Source organism: Candidatus Methylacidiphilales bacterium (assembly GCA_028713655.1).
Classification (GTDB): Bacteria; Verrucomicrobiota; Verrucomicrobiia; order Methylacidiphilales; family JAAUTS01; genus JAQTNW01.
Genome location: JAQTNW010000013.1, coordinates 1 through 21,951, shown reverse-complemented (window position 1 = coordinate 21,951; position 21,951 = coordinate 1). Strand labels below are relative to the sequence as shown.

Below are 21,951 nucleotides of genomic sequence, written 5' to 3'. Positions count from 1 at the left end.
ACCTCTTCACTTTTATGATCACCATCAAACCCTACGCAGGCTGGAATGAAGTTCTTGTCCTGGGCAACCCCGCAGTTGAACTTTTTATTACCCTCGAGGCGGGGCCCCGCATCCTGCGCTTTGCGCTCAAGGATGGCCGCAATATTTTCAAGGAATACACCGAACAACTCGGCAAATCCGGGGAAAAAACCTGGATGATCCGCGGCGGGCATCGCCTCTGGGTTGCGCCCGAGCTGGACTCCACCTATCACCTCGATAATCACAAAGTCGCCTGGACCAAGCTCTCGGAGCTCTCAGTCCGCCTCCAGCCCGAACCCGAAACGTCCAATGGCTGGGCCAAGGAAATCGACATCACCCTGTCGCCTGACAAAAGCGAGGCGCAGGTTGTGCACCGCCTCAAAAGCCTGAAGGATCAGCCTGCGCCCGTGGCCCTCTGGGCGTTGAGCGTCATGGCTCCGGGCGGTACGGCCATCATCCCCCAGCCTCCTCTGGGCAGCCATCCGAAGGATCTCCTGCCCAATCGCCGGGTTGTCCTCTGGCCTTACACGGAAGTGGCCGACCCCCGCTACACATGGAACACAAAAAATATGCTCCTGCGGCAGGACGCTCAAAAAGGCCCGACCAAAATCGGCCTTTTGCACCAACAAGGCAAGGTGGGATACGCGCTCGACGGTCTTCTCTTTACCAAGACCATCCCCTTCCAGAGCGGAGCGGAATATCCGGACTTCGGCGTCAACCTGGAGCTCTTCAGCAACGAGGAAATGCTGGAAGTCGAAAGCCTCGCCCCGCTGGGCCTGCTGAAAAAGGGGCAGGTCGCCGAGCACGTCGAAAACTGGACCTTGCAAAAAATCGGCGCAACGGATTGGTCAAGCGCGAGCCTCCACTGAACTGCCCGAGCTGTGCGTGTCGCACTGCATTTGAATTTTTAAAGGATGACAACCAAGCTTGGATTTTGGAATGCGCAGACATGTCTGCGCTTTGGAAACGGGCGACATGTCGCCCGTGGTGAAAAGCGGTGTCATGCCACCGCACTCCAAATTTGCAACGGTGCCAAACCCCGAAAAATCACATGGAAAATCAACCCTTGATCGGCATTATAGGCGGCAGTGGTGTGTATAAAATGGGCGCCCTGTCGGATGTTGAGGAATTTCAAATCCCAACTCCCCTCGGAAAAACCTCGGATGCCATTCATGTGGGCAACCTGCATGGCCGTAAAGTCGCCTTCCTGGCCCGGCATGGACGCCACCATACCCTGCTCCCGTCGGAAATCCCCCACCGGGCCAACATTTGGGCACTAAAAAAACTCGGCGTCCGCTGGCTGATCAGCCTCAGCGCCGTCGGTTCCTTGAAGGGGAAATTGCGCCCCGGAGAATTCGTCATTCCCCTGCAGTTTTTCGACCGCACCAAGCTGCGGGAGGAACACACTTTTTTCGGACAGGGAATCGTGGCGCACATCAGCTTTGGGCAACCGGTCTGCGAAAGACTGGCACGCATCCTTCAGGAATCGGCCAAGGCGGCAGGTGCCGTCTGCCACTGGAGCGGGACTTATGTGAACATGGAGGGCCCCGCATTTTCGACGCTTGCGGAATCCGAGTTTCACCGCACGCAGGGTTTTGATGTGGTTGGCATGACCAATCTGGCCGAAGCCAAACTGGCGCGCGAGGCCGAGATCAGCTATGCCACCGTTGCGATGGTGACCGACTACGACTGCTGGCATCAAACCGAGCAGGAAGTTTCCGTGCAGGAAGTCATCAAGATTTTGAAGCAAAACGCCGAGCTCGCGGTGAGAGCCGTGGAACAAGCCGTGAGACGGATTCCTGTGGACGAGAAAACGTCCTGCCATTCCGCCCTGGCCCATGCGATCATCACGCCCAAGGAACACTGGCCGCAACAGCGGGTTGAAGATCTCCGGCCCATCCTGGCGGCTTACATTTGAATAAAATTTTTCGCCGCAGAGTCGCCGAGGGCGCAGAGAAAAAACAGGTTGGTTTGAACCACCAAGACACAAAGGCACCAAGGAAACCAACAAGCAGCACAGCTTCATCCGTGGTTATAATTTCGCGTGTTTCGCGGGCAAACTCACCCCCCCCCTTCGTCACGTAACCGCGTTGGACGCGGAACGCGACCTTGCGCGGCTTCCCCATTGTCAGGGGGATAATGATAGAGAGGCTGCGGGAATCAGACCTGGATGAATTTTACGGAAGTAATGTCAGGGTCTTTGGTCAGTTCCTGAATCACCGCCGGGCTGGGCATGGAATCGAGGTTCAACACGCTCAACGCCTTGGAACCCGGCGCGGAACGGCTGAGCGACATGCTCGCGATGTTCACCTTGTGTTTGCCAAGCAAAGTTCCCACCCAGCCGACAATACCGGGACGGTCCGTGTTTTCCATCACCAGCAGCACGCCTTCGGGACGGGCTTCCAGATAATGTTTGTTGATGCTGACCAGGCGCGGAGCGACACCGAAAATCGTCCCGGAAACCTCAAAAACCTCCCCGCTGCCGGTTGAAACCTGCGCCGTCAGCATTTCGGAATATTCACCCGCCTGGCTCAACCGTGTCTCGGAATATTTCAACCCGAGATTCTCGGCGTAAAACGGGGCGTTCACATCGTTGACATCCGGGCCGATGGCCAGCTTCAGAAAACCTTTCACAACCGCGCGGCTGATGGCCGTGGTGTCGAATTCGGTGATTTTTCCGGAGTAGTTCACCGTCAGCATCTCACAACGCGTGGGCGCCAACTGGGCGAGGATGCGACCGAGCTTTTCGCCCAGTTCAAGATAGGGCCGCAGCAGTTCCAAAGTCTTCGAATCCACATTCGGCATGTTGACCGCATTGCGGATCGTGCCCGTCAAGAGCAGGTCGCGAATGGCTTCCGCCACTTCGATCCCCACGCTCTCCTGGGCTTCAGCCGTCGAAGCCCCAAGATGAGGCGTCATCACCAGCGTCGGAACATCGCGCAAGGGAAATTCCGCCGCCGGGGGCTCTTTCTCGTACACATCCAGCGCGGCGCCTGCAACCTGCCCGCTCAACAGGGCTTCGTGCAGGGCCTTTTCCTCAACCAGCCCGCCCCGGGCGCAATTCACAATCCTAACGCCTTTCTTGCAAAGCTTCAGGGTGCGCTCGTTCAAAATCCCCTTGGTCTCCGCGCTCATGGGAATGTGCAGCGTGATGAAATCACAATGCGGCAGCATTTCATCCAGTTTTTCGTAAAGCTCCACCTGCAGGCTGCGCGCCTTGCCCAGAGAGAGATACGGATCATACGCCAGAACCTTCATCCCGAAAGCCATGGCGCGGCGGCAGACTTCAGTGCCGATCCGGCCCATGCCGATAATCCCGAGCACCTTGTTATTGATCTCAACACCTTCAAAACTTTTCCGGTCCCATTTGCCGGCTTTCATCGTGGCATGGGCCTGGGGGATGCTGCGGGCCATCGACAGGAGCAGCGAAAAGGCATGTTCGGCCGTGGAGATGGTGTTGCCGCCCGGCGTGTTCATCACGACGATGCCCTTTTGCGTGGCTGTGGGCACATCCACGTTATCGACACCCACGCCAGCCCGACCGACAACCTTCAGCTTTTTGGCCGCTTCCAGGGCCTTTTTTGTGACCTTGGTCTGGCTGCGCACCACCAAAGCGTCGAAATCGGGTATTTTTTGAACCAGTTCGTCTTCAGAAAGACTCTTGGATTGAATAACCTCCACCCCTTGAACTCCTGCCAAAACTTCAACGCCACGGGGGGAAACCCCGTCCAACACCAAGACTCGATATTGAGACATAAGAGGAGGAATGTACCAGCAGAAACCAGAGTGTCAACGTAGCTTTCCTTCAGGGGTGCAAATCGCAACAATCAACAGATTTGTTAATGCCATGTATTAAAATAGGTAAAAATCTTTACACGTTTCCAACGTAAAAAGTCTTGCTTTAACCATCCCAGTAAATAATTTGGGTAAGTAAATTGCCTTGTCTGATTTGAATGTATGAAAGGAAAATTTCTAAAAAAAGTTTCGAAGAATCCCAAGCTTCTGATTTTAACCGAAATCAAACGAAGCCAGGGTTTGTCCGTCTCCGAGCTCTGCAATCGTGTAGGCCTGTCCTACATGGGTGTAAAGCAGCACTGCATCGCGCTCGAACGCGATGGCTACCTCGACACCTGGCGCCGCCCCAAAGGAATGGGACGGCCGGAAAAAGCCTATCGCCTGACCGAAGTCGCCCAGGAATTTTTTCCGACCGAATACAGCAACTTCACCACCGAGGTGCTCGATTCGATCCAGGAAGTTTACGGCCCCAACGCGGCGGATAAAATTTTGTTTAACATTTTCAAAAATGAAACGGCCAAATTGCAAGCCCATGTCCGCGGGACTACCACCGAGGAAAAAATGCGCCAGCTCGCGGCCCTGCGCGATGAACGCGGGTACATGAGCGAATATTATTTCGATCGCGACAAAGGCAAGCATCAGGTCATCGAATACAATTCACCGATTCTGATGTGTATGGACCGCTTCCGCATTCTGCGGGATTTGGAAAAGCAACTGTTTGAAGACATCCTGAACTGCCCGATTCTCCGTGAAGAAGAACGGGTTTCCGGCCTTTATAAGTGCATATTCAGGGCAGTCTAAAAAAACTTTTACTCCCGCTCTCCGGAAAACTCCGCGAAAGTTATCTACACGAGCGCTGCTTCTGGCCTTGTCATCGCACTGGAGTCTGGGCACACTTTAAATGCCATGTTTCACATGGAGGTCCTGAAACCATGTGAAAATGGGGCACGAACGGAAGTCTTACGGAATGAACAATACCTTTATTGAGTTTTTGCTCTGGTACCAGTCCGCGGCCAAGACCGGTCGGCTCTATGTCTCCACAGGAGAGCAGGATGGCGACGTTTTCCTCATGGAAGGCTGTGCGGTGCATGCGCAGGCCGGCGATCAGTTTGGTTTGCAGGCCTACCTGGCGATGCTGTTGGATTGGCCCGAGCCCAAATTAATGGCATGGGAAGGGCAGACCTTGCCCCGCTTCCAATCACTTTGGCTGGATCATTTTTCAGGCATGACCCTGCTTTCCCGCTTTGCCTCGGCCCGCGAAACCCAGGACGGCACTCTCGCGGAACAAGTGCTGCGCCGCGAACTCGTCCTGCATAACCGTTATACCATTTCCTTCCTCGTTGACAGCCCGCAGCTCGGCCAGTTCACCTATGACGTGAGCCGCGAATTCTTCCTCGTCGGACGGGCCGAAGGCAATGAACTCGCCATCGATGACCACTCCCTCTCGCGCCAGCACTGTTTCATCAGCGCCCAGGAAAAGCGTTTGTTTGTACATGATTTGAATTCAGCCAACGGAACTTTTATCGACGATCATCCGACGTATTTTGGAGTGGCCGAAGAGGGTCAAAAGTTGCGCTTCGGAAATGTGACCTGCACATTTAAAATTCTCCCGTTCCGCACGGCGGAAGAACGCAAGGAAGACTTTCGTAATGGAAAAACCACCGTTATCCCCCGCGAGATCCGCCAAAGCCTGCGGCCGCCCCAAAGTCTTGCGCAGCCGATTCTGGCGCACGCCGCCACGCCCACACCCGCGACATCTGAAAACGGGCATCAACCGGGTCCGGCGAAGCAGAAAAAGACCCGGCCCATGGGCCTTGGCGCAGCGTAACAGTCAGTTCACCGTTGAGATGGCTTACCTTCTTTCCCGCCCGGTCATTTGCCGGGAAGACATTCTGTGTGTGTCATGAGCCATGCGTTGTTTCCGCTCCCTATGCCATCCCCAACAAATTTTTTCCCGCACTGCGGAAAAGATTTCACTTCTTGATCTTGGGAACAAATTTCGACGAGGATTTTTTTCCGAATAATCCGCCCAGGACGCCCTTTGGCTGCGCCAGGTTTTCGGCCTTGAGGGGCTCCTTGCCCTGTCCCGATCTCACACTCAGGTGCTGGGGCAATATCCGATTCGCCAGAATCGTGTTATTCGCATGCCGGAGCCGCTTGGTCAGCAATTGCGCGATCCCGAGCATCAATTGCCCGCCCGCAACAGGCAATTGTTCAAAATAATTCTGGAGTGATCCGACGTCCAGGCTCCAAAGCACGCTTGTCTCGATAACCTTCACCGTGGCGGATGCCTCGCCCGGCTCAAACACACTCACTTCGCCGATGCAATCTCCCGGGCCCACCTCGCCCAACTTCACGTCATTCTGTCCGCTGGAAATCACCACCTCCAGCAACCCCGAAATGATGAAATAAAGGCAGGTCTGTGACTCGCCTTGGCGGACTATCACCTCGCCGACCCCGTATTCGCCAAAAGTTCCGTGGAATTTAAGCGTCTCCAAGTCCTCGGGGCTGATATGGGCGAGGATTCCAACAGGGCTCAGATCCGCAATAATCTCATTCTCAGCCATGATCCAAGTACAAATCAGCCCAAGGACAAGTCAATCCCAAACCCTTCCAAGGCAGTGAACAAAGGCTTCTCAAAAATAAAGCTTGCCATGCGCATCCGCCTGCCATAATCTCCCCAAGTCTTGCGGGCACGGGTCCGCTTCTAATTGAGACCCCTTTCTGTCTTATCGATGAGAGATTTGCCAGGGAACAAGTAACTCATCGAACTTCCCAAACGGATTTTATAAACCGCAGGCTTAAGCCCGCGGAAACAGGCCCGGCCTGAGCCATGCTCATGCCGTACCGGAAATGACAGATTATGATCATGACACAGACACAAGAACCGACATTTGAATCCCTGGCGCTCAGCGAGGAGATTCAACGCGCACTGCGTGAAAAAGGGTACACGACACCGTCCCCCATCCAACACCAGTGCATCCCCCACCTGCTCGAAGGAAAAGATCTCCTGGGCTGCGCCCAAACCGGCACTGGAAAAACAGCGGCCTTCGCCCTGCCCATCCTGCACCGCTTCGACCAGAATCCCAAGCCGCGGATTCCGAATTCTCCCCGGGCCCTGATTCTGACCCCCACCCGCGAACTGGCCGCCCAGATCGGCGCGAGTTTTGCGACATACGGGAAGCACCTCAAATTAAACCACGCGGTCATTTTTGGCGGAGTCGGCCAGAATCCCCAGGTCAAAGCCCTCCAGCGCGGCATCGATATACTCGTCGCCACACCAGGACGCCTGCTCGACCTTCAGGGGCAAGGCTATCTCAAGCTCGGCCACGTCGAGGTCTTCGTGTTGGACGAAGCCGACCGCATGCTGGACATGGGCTTCATCCATGATGTCAGGAAAATCATGAAACAGTTGCCTGCCCGGCGCCAGTCCCTGCTCTTTTCCGCCACCCTGCCGCAGGAAATTGTCGGCCTCGCCGAGGGATTGCTGCACAACCCTGTCAGGGTCGATGTCGCCCCCGCTTCGACCACCGCCGACCGCATCGAGCAAAAAGTCTGTTTCGTGGACAAATCCAAAAAGCGCGAACTGTTGATTCATTTGCTCGGGAAAAACAACGGCGGCCTCGCGCTGGTTTTCAGCCGGACCAAGCACGGCGCGAACCATCTTGCGGAAGCGCTCAATCGCAGCCGCATCCCGGCGGAAGCCATTCACAGCAACAAATCCCAGAACGCGCGCCAACGCGCCCTCGAATCGTTCCGCAGCGGGCAGGTCAAGGTCCTGGTCGCCACCGACATCGCGGCACGCGGGATCGACATCAAAGGCATCACCCTGGTTGTGAATTTCGACATCCCGAATGAGCCGGAGTCCTATGTGCATCGCATCGGACGCACCGCACGCGCAGGCGCCGAAGGCATGGCCATCTCGCTTTGCTCGCACGAGGAACGATCCTTTTTGCGCGATATCCAGCGTCTCATCCGCCTGACACTTCCGATACTGACAGACCATCCGTTCCATGTTGAAAGGGCGGCTGAAACACAGGAAATCAAGGACGTCACACTGTCCGGAAACAAGCCCTTCCGCCGTTTCAACCGGGGTTTCCGCAGCCGGCGGTGAAGCTCCCTTACGGCTGGGTGTCTTCACATGCTTCGAGCTGAAGCACTATGCCCATTTCAAATTGAGCTTCTTGCGCTGCAAAGCACACTCCCTAAGGTATAAATTGATGAGATTTTGATAGGGCATTCCCATCTCGGTCCCAAGGGTCTTGAAGTAGGATACAGTCCCTTTATCCAGTCGAATAGTGATCGGCTGCTTGAGACGCCCGATATATGGGTTTCTTATGCCCTTCATCTTTGAAAAATCGTAGGATTCTCTCATGACATTATCTCCAGTAATTATTGGATTCCCTTTTGTCTGCGCCTCCTCAAATGACACCCCGTGTTTCTTGAGGTTTTCCTTACTCTTTTGATGGTTCCACTGAAACTCAATGCCATCCATATTTACAATGTAAGTATGTATCTTGCGGAGTCAAATTCTTTTTCTGATGCGCCGTGTGGTGCCGCAAAAGATCACAAACGGTAAAGTAATGGTAAATGGAAGGGCACGAAAGCGTCATTGCGAGGAGCGTAGCGACGCGGCAATCCGGAAATCCCGTCTATCCGCATTTAAATCTTCTGTCCGATTTTTTGCGACTTTTGCGTTTTTTCGCGGCCAATCGTATTCCAGTTTTAGGAATTGTCGGATTTCTTCATAACCTTCGCGTCCATATCCCCGTCCGAAAAGCGGATCTTCACATCCCCGGCCGCAAGCGCCTGCTCCACTTCCTTCAATATCCGCCCCTTCCGGTCAAAAACGATCGAATAGCCCCGGTTCAAGGTCTGTTGCGGCGAGAGCAATCGCAACTGGACCTTCCGGGCCTGGAGCAGGTTGCGCCATTCCGCCAGCCTGCGCTGCGGATGCGCCGACTGCCAGCGCTGGTTGATAAACGAAAGCCTCTCCCGCGTCGTATTGCGGGCCACTTGCAGATTCCGTACCAGGCCGTTCTCCAACTCGTCCAGCCGCTGCGACATCTGCCGCACAATCCGGATCGGCTCGCGAAAAACGTAATGGTCCCGGCACGCCGCCAATTTCCAGCGGCGATCCTGCAACAGGCCCGCCGCGTTCTGCCGCAAACCGTCGAACAGAACAACTAATCGGTTGCGCCAATCCTCATCCGCCGCGCTCGCCAGTTCCGCCGCAGCCGATGGCGTCGGCGCGCGCAAATCCGCGGCAAAATCGCAGATGGTGAAATCAATCTCATGCCCCACGCCTGAAATAACGGGAATCATCGACGCGGCCACAGCCCGCGCCACGATTTCCTCGTTGAACGCCCAAAGGTCTTCGAGGCTGCCGCCCCCGCGCGCCACCACGATCAAGTCCGCCTCACCCAAGCGGTTCAGTTCAGCCAGCGCCTGTGCCACCTGTTCCGCAGCCCCCTCGCCCTGCACCTGCACCCCAAAAACCTGGACCTTCAACCGGGGACAGCGCCGCCGGATAATGTTAAGGAAGTCGCGCAACGCCGCGCCGGTGGGAGATGTCACCACCGCCACCGTTTCGGGAAATTGAGGGATCGGCCTTTTCCGGGCTTGTTCAAACAACCCTTCGGCCTGCAATTTGCGTTTCAACGCCTCAAAACGTTCCTGCAGGGTGCCTTTCCCCTGCGCTTCCATGCGGGACACCCGGATTTGATATTCACCGCGCGGTTCATAGACCGTCAGCTCCCCGTGTACAATCACACCCTGTCCGTCCGCAGGAGCAAACTTCAACCGCGCGGCGTCGCCCCGAAACAGCACCGCCCGGATTTGGCCGCCCTCGTCCTTGAGTGTGAAATACACATGGCCGGAACTCTGGCGGCGCAGGTTTGAAATTTCGCCCCGCACACTCACCTCGCCGATCTGCCCCTCCAGCAAGGAGCGAATCTCGGCGTTCAACTGCGAGACCGACAGAATTTCAAGCTCCGGGCTCATGCTTTTTTTATTGGCCGCCCTGCGGTGGATTCGGGGCAACCGCTTCCTGGATTCGCTCAATCCTGATTGCTTTTCCCGTGCTTTCATCAATCTCAATAAACACCCCATCCACCTGGGGCTGCTTGCCTGTGACCGTCATCCGCACCGGCATGAGCGTGCGGTAACGCTCAAGGATCGGTTCCTTGTCGCGCCCGATCACGCCGTCATGGCCGCCGCAAAACCCGGTGTCTGTAATATAAGCCGTCCCACCGGGAAGAATTTTTTCATCCGCCGTCTGCACATGGGTGTGGGTCCCCACCACGGCCGACACCTGCCCGTCGAAGGCGTGGCCAAAGGCGATCTTTTCGGATGTGGTTTCGGCGTGAAAATCAACCAGGATGCAGTGCGCCTCCTGCCGAACCAACTCAAGGATCGTCGGCAGGCCTGTCATCGGGTTATCAACCGGGGCGGCCATGAAAGTCCGCCCCATGGCATTCACCACACCCAGCTTTTTTCCATTCCCCGACACCACGACCCAGCCCAGGCCCGGGCAACCCGCCGGGAAATTAAAAGGACGGATCAAGCGCGGTTCCTCGTCGAAAAAGGGTAAAATCTCGCGTTGGTCCCAGGTATGATCGCCCAAAGTCACCACATCGATCTTGCAGCGGAGCAGTTCATACACCAGGCGCGGCGTGATACCATGCCCTCCTGCGGAGTTCTCGCCGTTCACCACAATGAAATCGGGTGAAAATTTTTCCCGCAGTCCGGGCAAAGCCGCCTTGACTGCATCCCGGCCCGGCTCGCCGACCACATCGCCCAAAAAGATGACACGCATCCGGGCAGCTTAACTGCATCGGCGGCCAGGTAAAGCCTGCGTTCGGGATTAACTATCCGAGTTTCAGGTTCGCCACGGCGAATCCGTCCTGTGGCGGATTTTCAGTGTTCAGTTTCAAGTTCTCCGCCTTCCTTTCGTGGGTTTCGTGTGTTTCGTGGTGGAAACTCTCTTCTCTCTTGCGTTTTTTATTCGCGCACCAGACGAATCCGTTCTTTGGCGGACGTATTCCTGCTCACGACGCATGTCAGAGTTTTCGGGCGCGACTCGGCCCACAAACCCAAAAACGCTCGTGCTTGTCTTTCCTTCCCACTTTTGCCAGACTGGACGAATGGGAATTGCCGCTTCCGGCTTAAAACTCCGGACCAACACCTTGATGTGCCAAAAGCAACTTCTTATCAATCGAATCACTTAATTTCCAAGTTCCAGATAACATCAGGACGCATGGCACATTTCCTTACTCCAGTTGGCAGCGGCTCCCAGGCAACTGCTGGCGAGCGCCGCTTCGCGGAAAGACTCGATGGTCTTCTGGAGGACGATTACCTCTGTTGGTTCAATGTTCCGATCGGCCCCCTTCACCAATATCCAGATTTTGTTCTTCTTCATCCTTCCCATGGCCTCTGGGTCTTTGAAATCAAGGACTGGAAAATCGATACGATTCGTTCCATCGATAAACTGAAAGCCAGAATCTTGACGTCTGAGGGCACACTCAAAACCGTGGCCAATCCCTTGGAGCAAGCCCATCAGTATTGTATGACTGTTGTCAATAAACTGAGTTCTGATCCACAACTTCAACAGCCTTCGGGCCTTCATCAAGGCAAGCCCTGTTTCCCCTATGCCTACGCCGCAGTTTTTACTCAGATCACCCGGAATCAGTTGAATGCAGTCCTGAGCGAAGAAGAACAGGATCTTGTTTTGCCTTCCAGATTGGTCATTTGCAAAGATGAAATGACGGTAAATACTGCGGCTGACACTTTTCAAGAACGGCTTTGGGGCATGTTCCACCATCGCTTCAGTACTCCGCTCACCCTTCCCCAGATTGATAGGGTCCGCTGGCATTTGTTTCCTGAAATCCGCATCACCTCCGTACAGCAGGACTTTTTTTCAGAAGCCTCTGCCGACGAGTCCGGGCCTCAATTCATACGGACTATGGATCTTGTTCAGGAGCAACTGGCCCGCAATCTCGGCGATGGCCACCGTGTCATTCATGGCGTGGCAGGATCTGGAAAGACGCTCATACTCGGCTATCGCTGCTTGCATCTTGCCCAACACCTTCATAAGCCCATCCTGATTCTTTGCTACAACATTACCCTGGCTGCGCGACTACGCTCATTTATCGCGGAACGTAATCTTCAGTCCAAGGTTTCCGTTCTCCATTTTCATGAATGGTGCAAAGTGCAGTTAAAAACTTATCACGCCCAGATGATTGAGTCCGACAAACCCGCTTACGATCGTTATGTGGAGTCCGTCATTATGGGCGTGGAAAAAGGGTTTATTCCCCGCGCCCAATATGGAGCAATCATGATCGATGAAGGCCACGACTTTTATCCAGAATGGCTGAAGCTCATCACACAGATGGTCGATCCAGAAACCGATTCCCTGCTGCTGCTTTACGATGATGCCCAGTCCATCTATCGCAAAAAATCCAGTATCAAATTCACTTTGTCGAGCGTGGGTATTAAAGCCCAAGGCCGGACCACGATTCTCCGGTTGAACTACCGAAATACCCGAGAGATATTGAAATTTGCCTGCGACTTTGCCTCCGGCTTCCTCAAGAACATCGACGCAGACGAAGACCACATTCCAACAGTCGGACCTGAGGCTGCTGGAATTTCCGGCCCAAGCCCACGCTTCCATCAGTTTAGTAAGCAAATAGAAGAAACCGACTATGCAATGGAGTGCATCCGTTTCTGGCAAAAGGAGGGAAAATCTCTCGGTGAAATTGCTGTTCTCTACTTTAACCCTAACCAAGCTCGCAATCTACTGGCCCGGTTGGACACGGAAGGAATTCCGGCTATGATGATGGATACTGCGTCCCAGAAAAATGCCTACGATCCTCGCGAATCCAAAATATCCATCATACCGGTACCCAGCAGCAAAGGCTTGGAGTTCGATGCCGTTCTTGTGCTGGGAGTCGGTGATTGGACGGAAAAGGACCCCGAACAAAATGCCCGTCTGGTCTATGTTGCCATGACTCGAGCCCGGGAAAGCCTGCTTCTAACCTCATCCTCGAATGGTCCAATCCAACGGAGGCTGGCGGAACAGTCTGCTTTGTTAAGCTAACCACGGGTAAAAAAGACAAGGCAGCCCCGATAACGGCGGCACTCGTCCCTCCATTTGTGCTCCTTGCGTTCTCTCGCGGCTAAAACCCTGCGGACTATGGCGGGATACCCTTGCCTCGCATTCAACCACGGGCTTACGCCCGTGGCCTTCTGCGTAGGCGGGTAAATTGCTCTGTGCTCCTGATTATCTGGATTATTTCTTGGAATGATTCCAAAGCTCGGTGGCGTAGCGCTCTGTTTCGAGCGTGGCTGCGCGGACCGTTTCCTCTTCCGTCAAAGCGCTTTCGGTACCGCCCGGCCCTAACACGGGAATCAAATATTCGGCGACGGAATAACACAGCGACCTGAAATCAAAGCCGGAAACCAGCACGCTGCCTTGATGAAGGCAGCCTTCGCGCGTGCGGCGCTGGGCCGCGCCCGCCACCTTGCCCTCGCGGGCCACCACATCAAAGCGGACGGCCTTTTGGAAGCAGGCGCTGCTTTCCACCGGATCGGCGGAAGGGGCAAGCCGGACATCAAACCCTTCCTTCTTTAACGCATCGGAAAGCGGGGCATGAATACTTTCATAACTTTTGGCCGTACCCGCGAGACTAAGGGCATGCCGCTTCGGCAAAATCACCGAATATGTGAAATCGGCCGCGTGATCGACCAATCCCCCGCCCGTATAGCGCCGCACAAAGGGCCGCCGCGCAGGCACATCCGAGCTGGGCTGGAAGTAGCCGATCGAAATGGCGTCGGGCTCCGACCAGCGATAGAAACGAAGTACAGGTTGGCGACAGAGCCGAAGCAGGGCCTCGTCAATGGCCATATTCAGAAAGCGGTTCTGGGCGGAATGAATCAGGATACGCACATTCTCGGGCATAAAATCATCATACTAACTATGATAAATCCGGAGGGCACGAAGAAATTTGAGAAGCACTAACCCGGATGTTTCACCCGCTTCTGTAAACCCCTGCAAACTGTCCTGCTCAAAAGTGTGGCGGAAACAGGGGTGCGGCGACATCCGGGTTATAAGCAAAACCGCCTGAATTGACATTTTGCTTTTGGTTTTTGAATTGGAACTGCCTTATTTTGAGGCGGTTTTGCAAGAGCCTGCATAGGCTAGGCATGTGTCTTTCCACAATAATAGCACAGCGCTAACAGGTTGAACATTAAAATGAGCATGAAATATGCAGGCTAAGAACCAAGAATGTGAAACTAAGAACGAGTTCCCCCTGCGTTTCTATCCGCTTGCGGCCCGGCTGCGCATGGCCTAGACCTGTAAACCATGAGGCGCCTGGTTTTTTTAAGCGTGTTCCTGCTGCTCGCGGGAGTCGGATTTTTCTGGCTCACCGGCCTTGAGGATATGGCCGGGAATTTCAAGGCTTCAAGCGTTCTCCTAAGCGGCAGAAAGCACAAGCCCGGGACCCTCCTCTCCGAGCGCGAGGCGCCCAAGCCCAGCCTCAACCCTCTTCTGCTCGGCGGTGTGAATGATCCACTGCGGCTGATCTCGCAGCGCTACCAGTCGCTGGTGGCCGAGGTTCTCCCATCCATTGTCATGATCCAGGCCTATCCGGATCAAAGCGGCAAAGACCCCGATCCAAACCGCGTCCTGCTGGATAAATTCGCCGCCTACGGGATTGAGCCCGGCTTTACCGGCGGCGGATTTTTCATCGACGAGAACGGCGGGATTTTGACCAGCTTTCAAACCTTGATTGGTTCTAATACATGGATAGTCGAAACCGCGGACGGCGGCATTTATCCCGCCGAACTGGAGGGGGTCGATGCCTCCACAGACATCGCCCTGATCCGGATCCCATGCAAACAAACCCGCCCCGTCCGCTGGGCTTACGACAGCACGCTCAATTTCGGGCAGCCTGTTTTCCCCGTCGGAATGGACCTGCGCGAGGGCCCGCGCGTGCTCGGCGCCCTGGTCGGCACAGGCCTGCAAACCGAACCGGGAGCGCAGGGCTGCTTTTACGGTGAATATTATTTTCTCGACCGCAACCGTGCGGATGTGGAGCCGGGCTGGCCGGTGTTGAGCCTTGAATCGGGCGTGGTGGGGATGGTGGCCGAAACGGATCATCTTGGCGGATTTTATTCAACCAAATGCGCGGTTCTACCCGCAGAAATCCTGCGTCCAGTCTCGGAACAACTCAAACGGAATCCCATATTGCGCCGCGCTTATTTGGGCGTCACAGGACAGGAACTCACTCCCCTGCTGGCCTCCGCCCTTGGCATAAAGGCGGGGCAAGGCGTTCTGGTTGCCGGCGTACTTCCGGACAGTCCGGCACAACAGGCAGGCATTCAAGCCGGGGATCTGATCACCCGGTTCGGCGACAACCCGGTTTCCAGCCATCTCGAACTGAGACGGCTCGCCTCGCACATGGCGATCGGGGCGCGGGTGCCGGTCGAAGTGATGCGCAAAAGCGCCCAAATAAAGCTTTCAGCCGTGCTGGTCGAACATCCCGGCAGCCTGAACAATCTGGTTGAAGAGTGGATAAACAATTACCATCAATCGACCCAAAAGGTGGAAAGCGGAAGCCTGTTGAAGGCGCTGACCGTCATGGAAATTCCCAAGGCATCCGCGGATAACCCGCAGCAAGGCAGATTGATTATCACAGCCGTCGATTCCTCCCGCTTTTTGCCTTCCTCGCCCATCAATCCGGGGGAATTCATTTTGGAGATCAACGGGGAAGCGGTTCCTTCACGCAAGGCCTATGACGACCTGACAAGCCGCACGGAAACTGCGCCCACATTGATCCTGCGCCTGGCCTCAGGCGATCAAGCGCGCTACGTGGCCTTGATGCGTCGGAAATAAGGGGTGGTGGGTTCAATTTTCTTGTTGTTGCCATGCCGGGGCTGGCGTTATTGTTCTCCTCTCAACTTTTTAGGTGTGGTGGCTGAGTGGTCTAAAGCGACGGTTTGCTAAACCGTTGTAGGGTAAAACCTACCGGAGGTTCGAATCCTCTCCACACCGCGTCAGCGGTGCCGCGCGAAGCGCGAGTCTCTCAAAGATTCGAACGAAGTTTGGCCGTGTTCGCGTCAGCGAATGCTATCATCCGCCAGCATCCTTCCGCTACATCCGGCGAAGCCTGGATGGACAATCCTCTCCACACCGCGTCAGCGGTGCCGCGCGAAGCGCGAGTCTCTCAAAGATTCGAACGAAGTTTGGCCGTGTTCGCGTCAGCGAATGCTATCATCCGCCAGCATCCTTCCGCTACATCCGGCGAAGCCTGGATGGACAATCCTCTCCACACCGCGTCAGCGGTGCCGCGCAAAGCGCGAGTCTCTCAAAGATTCGAACGAAGTTCGTCCGTGTTCGCGTCAGCGAATGCTATCATCCGCCAGCATCCTTCCGCCATGTCTCGCGAGCAGCGGTACCAACAATGCCCTCAGCAGCGCACTGTTCATAACTGCCACACCAGTGCCCAACTGGCTGGAAAATCCTGAAAATTCCGCAGCTCGTGCATGTTAGCAAGTACGCAAGTCTATCGTTGACCAAATAACGGAAATGAGCAGTATAACACCTCATGAGCAAGACCAAGAAACGTCGTCGCAAACTGGGCATCCGCGGTGTCAGCCGCATTGATCAACCCGAAAAACACAACCACGGATTCTATGTCCGCCTGACGGCCCGCAAAAAACACTTTTCCAAGTTCTTTTCCGACAGAAAACACGGCGGAAAGGCGAAAGCGCTGGTTGCGGCCAAGAAATTCTATGCGGGCCTCAGAAAAGCCAATCCCCCGACAGACAAGAAGAAAAGCTCCCCGGCAAAGCGCCGTAAATAACGAGTGTACAGCCGATGTGGGGATAAGCGCCCGGCGTGAAATCATCCCCCATTTCTGATTTCCATTGAGTTTCGGAAATATTCTGTTCAGATACGCACACCCATGAGTCAACGCCGATCGACCGGTGATGCCTGGAGCACTCTGGTTCGTTTTTATGCCTACCTCCGGCCCTACGCCGGAAAATTGTCGGCTATATTAATCCTGCTCCTCGCGGTATCCGCCTTGGAATTGGCCAAACCCTGGTTGATCGGCAAAATCATTGATGCCGCCGCCACAGGCGGCGCCTGGCGCCACTCGCTCTGGTTTTTGGGGCTCTTTCTTTTTGTCGTTCTGCTGCGCGCTGGAATTCTACTCGCCCGCAACTACCTTCTCCAAAGCAGCGCCATGCGGGTGGTCTGCGACATGCGGGTCGGCATTTTTGCGCACCTCCAGAAGCTTTCGCTCAAGTTTTATGAAGGCCGCCAAACCGGCAGGATCGTTTCCCGCATCAGCGAAGACACCGGCGCCGTTTACAATCTCGTCGCGGGCGCTTCCATCAATTTGATCGGGGATCTGGTGACCGTTCTGGGGGTTTTAGTCGTGCTTCTGTATGCAAATTGGAAGCTGGCCCTCATGACCTATACCGTACTACCCTTCTTTTTATTCAATTACCTTTGGCATCGTCGGCGCCTGCGCGTCGAAAGCCGGATGCACCGCAGAAACTGGGACCGGGTAATCGGCTTCCTCCATGAACGGATTTCCAGCACGCGGCTGATCAAGGCGTTCACAGCGGAGGAAATTGAAACCGAGACTTTTCGCGGCGGGATTGAAAGCGATTACAGCAACTTCAACCGCCTGGTTTGGCGGAATACCTTGTTAAGCGTCGGCGCCGAGGTGATCAGCGGCGTCGGCTCGCTCCTGGTTCTGGGTTATGGCGCCTGGCTGATTCTCACGAAGGAAAACGGTTTCACCATCGGCCAACTGGCCGCTTTTAATTTTTACCTCGGCATGCTCTATGCCCCCATCACCCGGACGGTCGATGCCAATGCCATGATCCAGCGCGCCGTCACAGCCTTGGAAAAAATCTTCGCCGTGCTCGACACGCAGCCACACGTTCCAGAAAACGACACCCTGCCGACGCTGCCGACGTTGACAGGATTTGTCCGGTTTGAAAATGTCTCGTTTGCCTACCGGACCGGACAGGCGACCTTGCACGAAGTCGATTTCAAGGTGGATCCCGGGGAAATGGTGGCGTTGGTGGGCCCCAGCGGCGCCGGCAAAAGCACGGTGATTACCCTGCTGGCGCGCTTTTACGAACCCAGCTCAGGCCGCATCCTCGTGGACGGAAGAAACATCCAGGAGTTCAACGTTCAATCGCTCAGGCGTCAGATCGGGATCGTCATGCAGGACAATATTTTGTTCGGAGGCTCCATTGCCGACAACATCAAGTACGGGCGTCCGGATGCGTCCAATGAAGACATGCTTCGCGCCGCCGAGGCGGCCAACGCGCACGAGTTCATCCGAAATCTGCAACGGGGATATGACAGCGAAATCGGCGAGCGCGGCGTGCAGCTTTCGGGCGGGCAACGCCAGCGCATCGCCATCGCGCGGGTCATACTCAAGGATCCGAAAATTTTAATCCTCGACGAAGCCACTTCAGCGCTGGACACGCAATCGGAGCGGCTGATCCAGGAAGCGTTGGAACGCCTGATGAAAAACCGCACTTCCATCGTGATCGCGCACCGGCTTTCCACGGTTGTCAACGCCGACCGCATCCTGGTCATGAAGTCGGGAAAGATCATCGAGCAGGGCAGGCATGATGAGTTGATCGCGCGCAAGGGGCTTTACAGCGAACTGCACAACCTGCAGTTCAGTGAAGCAAAGGCGTAAGGTCCAAATACCTTGTTACAAGAAGTCCGCAAAGGAACGCAAAGGATGCATTTTCAACCGCGAAAATCACGGCGCACTATATCAGGGACGGCAGAATCACGCAGATGCCGCTTATTTTAAGCCTCACAGAGCTGGGGGTTGAGCCCGCTTATCTCTGCCAATGATACTCCTTGGCAATAGCCTCGATGATTTCATTGCATACTCCCGAGTCATCGTTCGCATTAATCATGATCACCGCGCCTTGCCCCGTATTGGCAAACGCCTCTATTGCAGCATCGAAACCTTCGTCTCGACCGCTGTGAAAAAATAGCAGGCCCTTTCCTTCACCGCGAAGAAATACACCGAGACCCGCATTATCTTTTTGTCTCGTCAACATCTGTCGGGCCATGTCTTTGGAAATGACGGGATTGGATTCCCCTGTCGCGGCTTTTTGAATACCGATCACAAAACGCGCCAGATCGGCAGCGGTCGTCCACAGGCCGGCCGCAGCCATCTCCGGATAGATGTGCCAGCGACCCTGCACCGCTTTGCCATTGTCGTAATAGCCAGTCGCGGTCTTCGATGCCAACTCCTGTGACAACGGTTGCTCGTAAGTGCTGTTCGTCATTCCGAACTGTTTCAGCACAGTGTCGTGCATGAATTTCGGAAACGGTTGCCGCGTGACATCGATCATCATCTGCTGCATCACGGTGTAGCCGCCACCCGAATATCGTTCTTTGCTGCCGGGAACAATATCCACACGAATTGCGGGTGAATTTGCGGGCTTTGCACCATCAAGGACCTGCACAAGGCTCGGGACGATGCTATCGACAGCATAACCAGGGAAACCGTGAACAGTCAGCCCGGCGCTGTGGCTAAGAATGCACCTCAAGGTCACAGGCTTCTCTTTCGTGAAACCATTCTCCGGAACTTTCCAGGTGCATAACTGTGTGTTGACATCTGCATCCAAGGACAAGCGCCCCTGCTCAACCAAATGGAGCGCCGCAGTGGCAGCTACAGGCTTGCTGATTGAACCTGCTTGAAAGAGCGTCGCAGGTGTCACCGTGCTCTTACCGCTCTGATCCGTAAAGCCATAACATTGCACTTTGGAAATCTTTCCATCCTCGATGACCGCGAGCGACAAGCCGGTAATTTTCCGTTCACACATTCGCCTGGCAATCAGATCGTCCACCCCGTCTGCGTGGACAGTCATAACGCCAGAATAAAGCAGATAAGCTAGAAGGAAAGTCGGCAGCAGAGAGAAGCGGGCAGACGAATCACGTAGTCCAATGCCTTTTCTAGCCGGTTTTAAGATTTGAATGTCCATATGAATAAATCAACTTTTAAAGTTGATTTATTTAACTTCTTGCAAGCGCTTTCAGTTCGTCCCGGAGTTTGGAGGCTTCCTCATAGCGCTCGGAACGAATCGCCTCGCCCAGCGCTTTTTCCAGCAGGCCGCGCTGCCGGACCAGGTTCATTTCCGCCACAAGGCGCTGCGGCACCTTGCCCGTATGCCGGGTGCTGCGTTGCATGTCACGGAGGGCGTTTTGCACCACATTCTCGAATGTCTCATAACAGACCGGGCAGCCGAGGCGTCCGGTTTTCACGAGTTGCTGCTGGGTAAACCCGCAACTCGGACAGGCGGTAAGGTCTCCCGGCTCATCGGCTTTCCCGGCACTGTCTTTGAGCAGCAGATCAGCCAGTGAAAAGCCCGCTGAATGCGTCACGCCCATTTCCTTGGCGCATTTTTCGCATAGATCCACCTTATGCATCTGCCCATCAATGAACTGGGTCAGAAAAACAGTGGCTTCCCTCGTCTGGCATTTTTCGCAAATCATGAGACTTACCCGCCTAACCCGGATACCTCACCCGCTTCTGAAAAGCCCCACAGAGTATCCATGCCGAAAGGCCGGGCAGCAGGAAGGCAATCCAGTATCCGGGTTAAAAGCAAAACCGCCTGAACAGGAATTTCCTTTTGAACCATAAACTCCGTATTTTGAGGCGGTTTTGCCATAGCCTGCATGTTCCCGGGGCCTTCCTTGTTACCGCGGACAAGAAATGCCAACCGCAGTTTCTCAAAAAACTGAGACATGCAGGCTAGGGGAATATAGGCGTACCCGAGCGCCGGGTCAAATCGTGGTAGGCGCCCATAAATTTCCGGGTCCAGGCGCCCACACTCCCCTCGCCGATCGTGCGGCCATCCACCTTCACCACGGGAATGACCTCCGCGCCGGTTCCTGTCAGGAAAATTTCGTCCGCCACGAACAGGTCGTAGCGCGTCATGGGAACTTCATGCAATTCAACGCCCAATTCCTTCGCCAGCTTGAACAGCGCCATGCGCGTGATGCCGCCCAGCGCTCCCATGTAAATCGGCGGGGTTGTCATGCGTCCATTCTTGATGGCAAAAATATTGTCGCCCGAGCACTCTGCAACCAGGCCTTCGGAATTGAGCATGATCACCTCATGCACGCCGGCCAGTTTGCCTTCGAGCTTTGCCATGACATTGTTCAGATAGTTCAGCGACTTCACGGCCGGGTTCAACGCAGCCGGGCTGGTGCGCTGGGTCGAGGCGGTCACGACCGCAAGCCCTTCCTTGTAAAAATTCTCGGGGTACAATTCCAGAGAGGCCGCAATGATGAAGATCGTCGGACGCTCACAACGGTCTGGCGACAAGCCAAGGTTCCCCGTGCCTCGCGTTACCACAAGGCGGATATAACACTCCTTGAGGTTGTTCTGGCGGCAGGTCTCCAGCAGCGCCTCCGTCATCTCCTTTTTCGAGATGGGGATCTCCAGCAAAATCGCCTTGGCCGAGTCGTAAAGCCTGTCGATATGCTCCTCGAGCATGAAGACACGCCCGTTGTAGGCGCGGATGCCCTCAAAAATACCGTCTCCGTAGAGCAGCCCGTGGTCAAACACCGAAATCTTGGCGTCTTCCTTGCCGTAAAATTTGCCGTCGATATAGATTTTCATCTTAATAATTCCAATTTGCCCTCCGTAAGACGATAGCGCGTCGCCATGCGGTCCGCAATCGATTCATCGTGGGTCACAAGAATAAGAGCCTTCTGTTTTTTGGCCGCCAAATCAAGCAGCAAATTCAGAACGGAGGCGCTGTTCTCCGCATCCAGATTGCCCGTCGGTTCATCCGCCAGGATGAGGGCCGGATCATTGATCAGAGCGCGCGCAATCGCCACCCGCTGCTGTTCCCCGCCCGAAAGCTCGCCCGGACGGTGCAGGAGCCGCTCCTTCAACCCCACCAGTTCGATCAATTCCTCGGCCCGCCCCCGCTGGTCCATTCCTAAAAACCAGGCCGGCAACAGCACGTTCTCCAGAATGTTGAGCTCAGGCATGAGATGATACGATTGAAAAATAAATCCCGCCATCCGGCTGCGCCACTGCACCAGGCTCTCCCGGCCCTGTTCATAGA

The 21,951-nt window shown here is 55.2% G+C and carries 19 protein-coding genes and 1 tRNA gene; 10 read left to right on the top strand and 10 right to left on the bottom strand.

The annotated features are described in order from the left end of the window. The first annotated feature begins 14 nt into the window (after positions 1–14). A complete protein-coding gene (locus PHD76_05820; GenBank protein ID MDD5261350.1) occupies positions 15–887 on the top strand; it encodes a hypothetical protein in 873 nt (290 codons plus the stop codon). Positions 888–1,069: 182 nt separating this feature from the next. Then, positions 1,070–1,936 carry an S-methyl-5'-thioadenosine phosphorylase gene (mtnP, locus tag PHD76_05815; protein ID MDD5261349.1) on the top strand — a complete coding sequence of 289 codons (867 nt, stop codon included), beginning with the start codon at positions 1,070–1,072 and terminating at the stop codon, positions 1,934–1,936. A 242-nt stretch (positions 1,937–2,178) separates the two neighbouring features. On the opposite strand, the gene serA is transcribed toward mtnP, so the two are convergent. Then, on the bottom strand, positions 2,179–3,774 hold the full coding sequence (serA, locus tag PHD76_05810; GenBank protein MDD5261348.1) for a phosphoglycerate dehydrogenase: 1,596 nt from the start codon (positions 3,772–3,774) through the stop codon (positions 2,179–2,181). 201 nt (positions 3,775–3,975) lie between these two features. Here serA and PHD76_05805 point away from each other — a divergent pair, with 201 nt between their 5' ends. Continuing rightward, a complete protein-coding gene (locus PHD76_05805; protein MDD5261347.1) occupies positions 3,976–4,614 on the top strand; it encodes a winged helix-turn-helix transcriptional regulator in 639 nt (212 codons plus the stop codon). A gap of 166 nt (positions 4,615–4,780) precedes the next feature. Next, a complete protein-coding gene (locus PHD76_05800; GenBank protein MDD5261346.1) occupies positions 4,781–5,641 on the top strand; it encodes an FHA domain-containing protein in 861 nt (286 codons plus the stop codon). 145 nt (positions 5,642–5,786) lie between these two features. Here the strand turns inward: PHD76_05800 and PHD76_05795 are convergent, their stop codons facing one another. Then, the gene (locus PHD76_05795; protein ID MDD5261345.1) at positions 5,787–6,380 is read right to left on the bottom strand and encodes a cyclic nucleotide-binding domain-containing protein; all 594 of its coding nucleotides are present in this window, start codon (positions 6,378–6,380) and stop codon (positions 5,787–5,789) included. A 302-nt stretch (positions 6,381–6,682) separates the two neighbouring features. On the opposite strand from PHD76_05795, the gene PHD76_05790 reads away from it, so the two are divergent. Next, positions 6,683–7,927 carry a DEAD/DEAH box helicase gene (locus PHD76_05790; protein ID MDD5261344.1) on the top strand — a complete coding sequence of 415 codons (1,245 nt, stop codon included), beginning with the start codon at positions 6,683–6,685 and terminating at the stop codon, positions 7,925–7,927. Positions 7,928–7,972: 45 nt separating this feature from the next. On the opposite strand, the gene PHD76_05785 is transcribed toward PHD76_05790, so the two are convergent. From PHD76_05785 to PHD76_05775, 3 genes are all read right to left on the bottom strand, one after another. Beyond that, entirely contained in the window at positions 7,973–8,308 is a 336-nt protein-coding gene (locus PHD76_05785; GenBank protein ID MDD5261343.1) for a hypothetical protein, read from the bottom strand. A 230-nt stretch (positions 8,309–8,538) separates the two neighbouring features. Continuing rightward, the gene (gene xseA, locus PHD76_05780; protein ID MDD5261342.1) at positions 8,539–9,816 is read right to left on the bottom strand and encodes an exodeoxyribonuclease VII large subunit; all 1,278 of its coding nucleotides are present in this window, start codon (positions 9,814–9,816) and stop codon (positions 8,539–8,541) included. 7 nt (positions 9,817–9,823) lie between these two features. Further along, on the bottom strand, positions 9,824–10,630 hold the full coding sequence (locus PHD76_05775) for a TIGR00282 family metallophosphoesterase (protein ID MDD5261341.1): 807 nt from the start codon (positions 10,628–10,630) through the stop codon (positions 9,824–9,826). Positions 10,631–11,071: 441 nt separating this feature from the next. Here PHD76_05775 and PHD76_05770 point away from each other — a divergent pair, with 441 nt between their 5' ends. Further along, entirely contained in the window at positions 11,072–12,910 is a 1,839-nt protein-coding gene (locus PHD76_05770) for a 3'-5' exonuclease (protein MDD5261340.1), read from the top strand. Between the two features lie 192 nt (positions 12,911–13,102). Here PHD76_05770 and PHD76_05765 read toward each other — a convergent pair whose 3' ends face one another. Beyond that, on the bottom strand, positions 13,103–13,771 hold the full coding sequence (locus tag PHD76_05765; GenBank protein MDD5261339.1) for a hypothetical protein: 669 nt from the start codon (positions 13,769–13,771) through the stop codon (positions 13,103–13,105). 405 nt (positions 13,772–14,176) lie between these two features. On the opposite strand from PHD76_05765, the gene PHD76_05760 reads away from it, so the two are divergent. From PHD76_05760 to PHD76_05745, 4 genes are all read left to right on the top strand, one after another. After that, entirely contained in the window at positions 14,177–15,709 is a 1,533-nt protein-coding gene (locus PHD76_05760; protein ID MDD5261338.1) for a PDZ domain-containing protein, read from the top strand. A 72-nt stretch (positions 15,710–15,781) separates the two neighbouring features. Then, positions 15,782–15,868: transfer RNA gene (locus tag PHD76_05755), tRNA-Ser, on the top strand. A 553-nt stretch (positions 15,869–16,421) separates the two neighbouring features. Next, the gene (locus tag PHD76_05750; protein ID MDD5261337.1) at positions 16,422–16,679 is read left to right on the top strand and encodes a hypothetical protein; all 258 of its coding nucleotides are present in this window, start codon (positions 16,422–16,424) and stop codon (positions 16,677–16,679) included. A gap of 102 nt (positions 16,680–16,781) precedes the next feature. Continuing rightward, positions 16,782–18,548, top strand: coding sequence for an ABC transporter ATP-binding protein (locus PHD76_05745; GenBank protein ID MDD5261336.1), 1,767 nt, complete (start codon positions 16,782–16,784; stop codon positions 18,546–18,548). A 148-nt stretch (positions 18,549–18,696) separates the two neighbouring features. Here the strand turns inward: PHD76_05745 and PHD76_05740 are convergent, their stop codons facing one another. From PHD76_05740 to PHD76_05725, 4 genes are all read right to left on the bottom strand, one after another. Next, the gene (locus PHD76_05740) at positions 18,697–19,854 is read right to left on the bottom strand and encodes a serine hydrolase (protein ID MDD5261335.1); all 1,158 of its coding nucleotides are present in this window, start codon (positions 19,852–19,854) and stop codon (positions 18,697–18,699) included. Between the two features lie 31 nt (positions 19,855–19,885). Then, entirely contained in the window at positions 19,886–20,365 is a 480-nt protein-coding gene (locus tag PHD76_05735; protein MDD5261334.1) for a UvrB/UvrC motif-containing protein, read from the bottom strand. A gap of 259 nt (positions 20,366–20,624) precedes the next feature. Beyond that, positions 20,625–21,497, bottom strand: coding sequence for a branched-chain-amino-acid transaminase (ilvE, locus tag PHD76_05730; GenBank protein ID MDD5261333.1), 873 nt, complete (start codon positions 21,495–21,497; stop codon positions 20,625–20,627). Further along, on the bottom strand, positions 21,494–21,951 hold a 458-nt coding region (locus PHD76_05725), incomplete at its 5' end, for an ATP-binding cassette domain-containing protein (protein MDD5261332.1). The genes ilvE and PHD76_05725, both read right to left, overlap by 4 nt.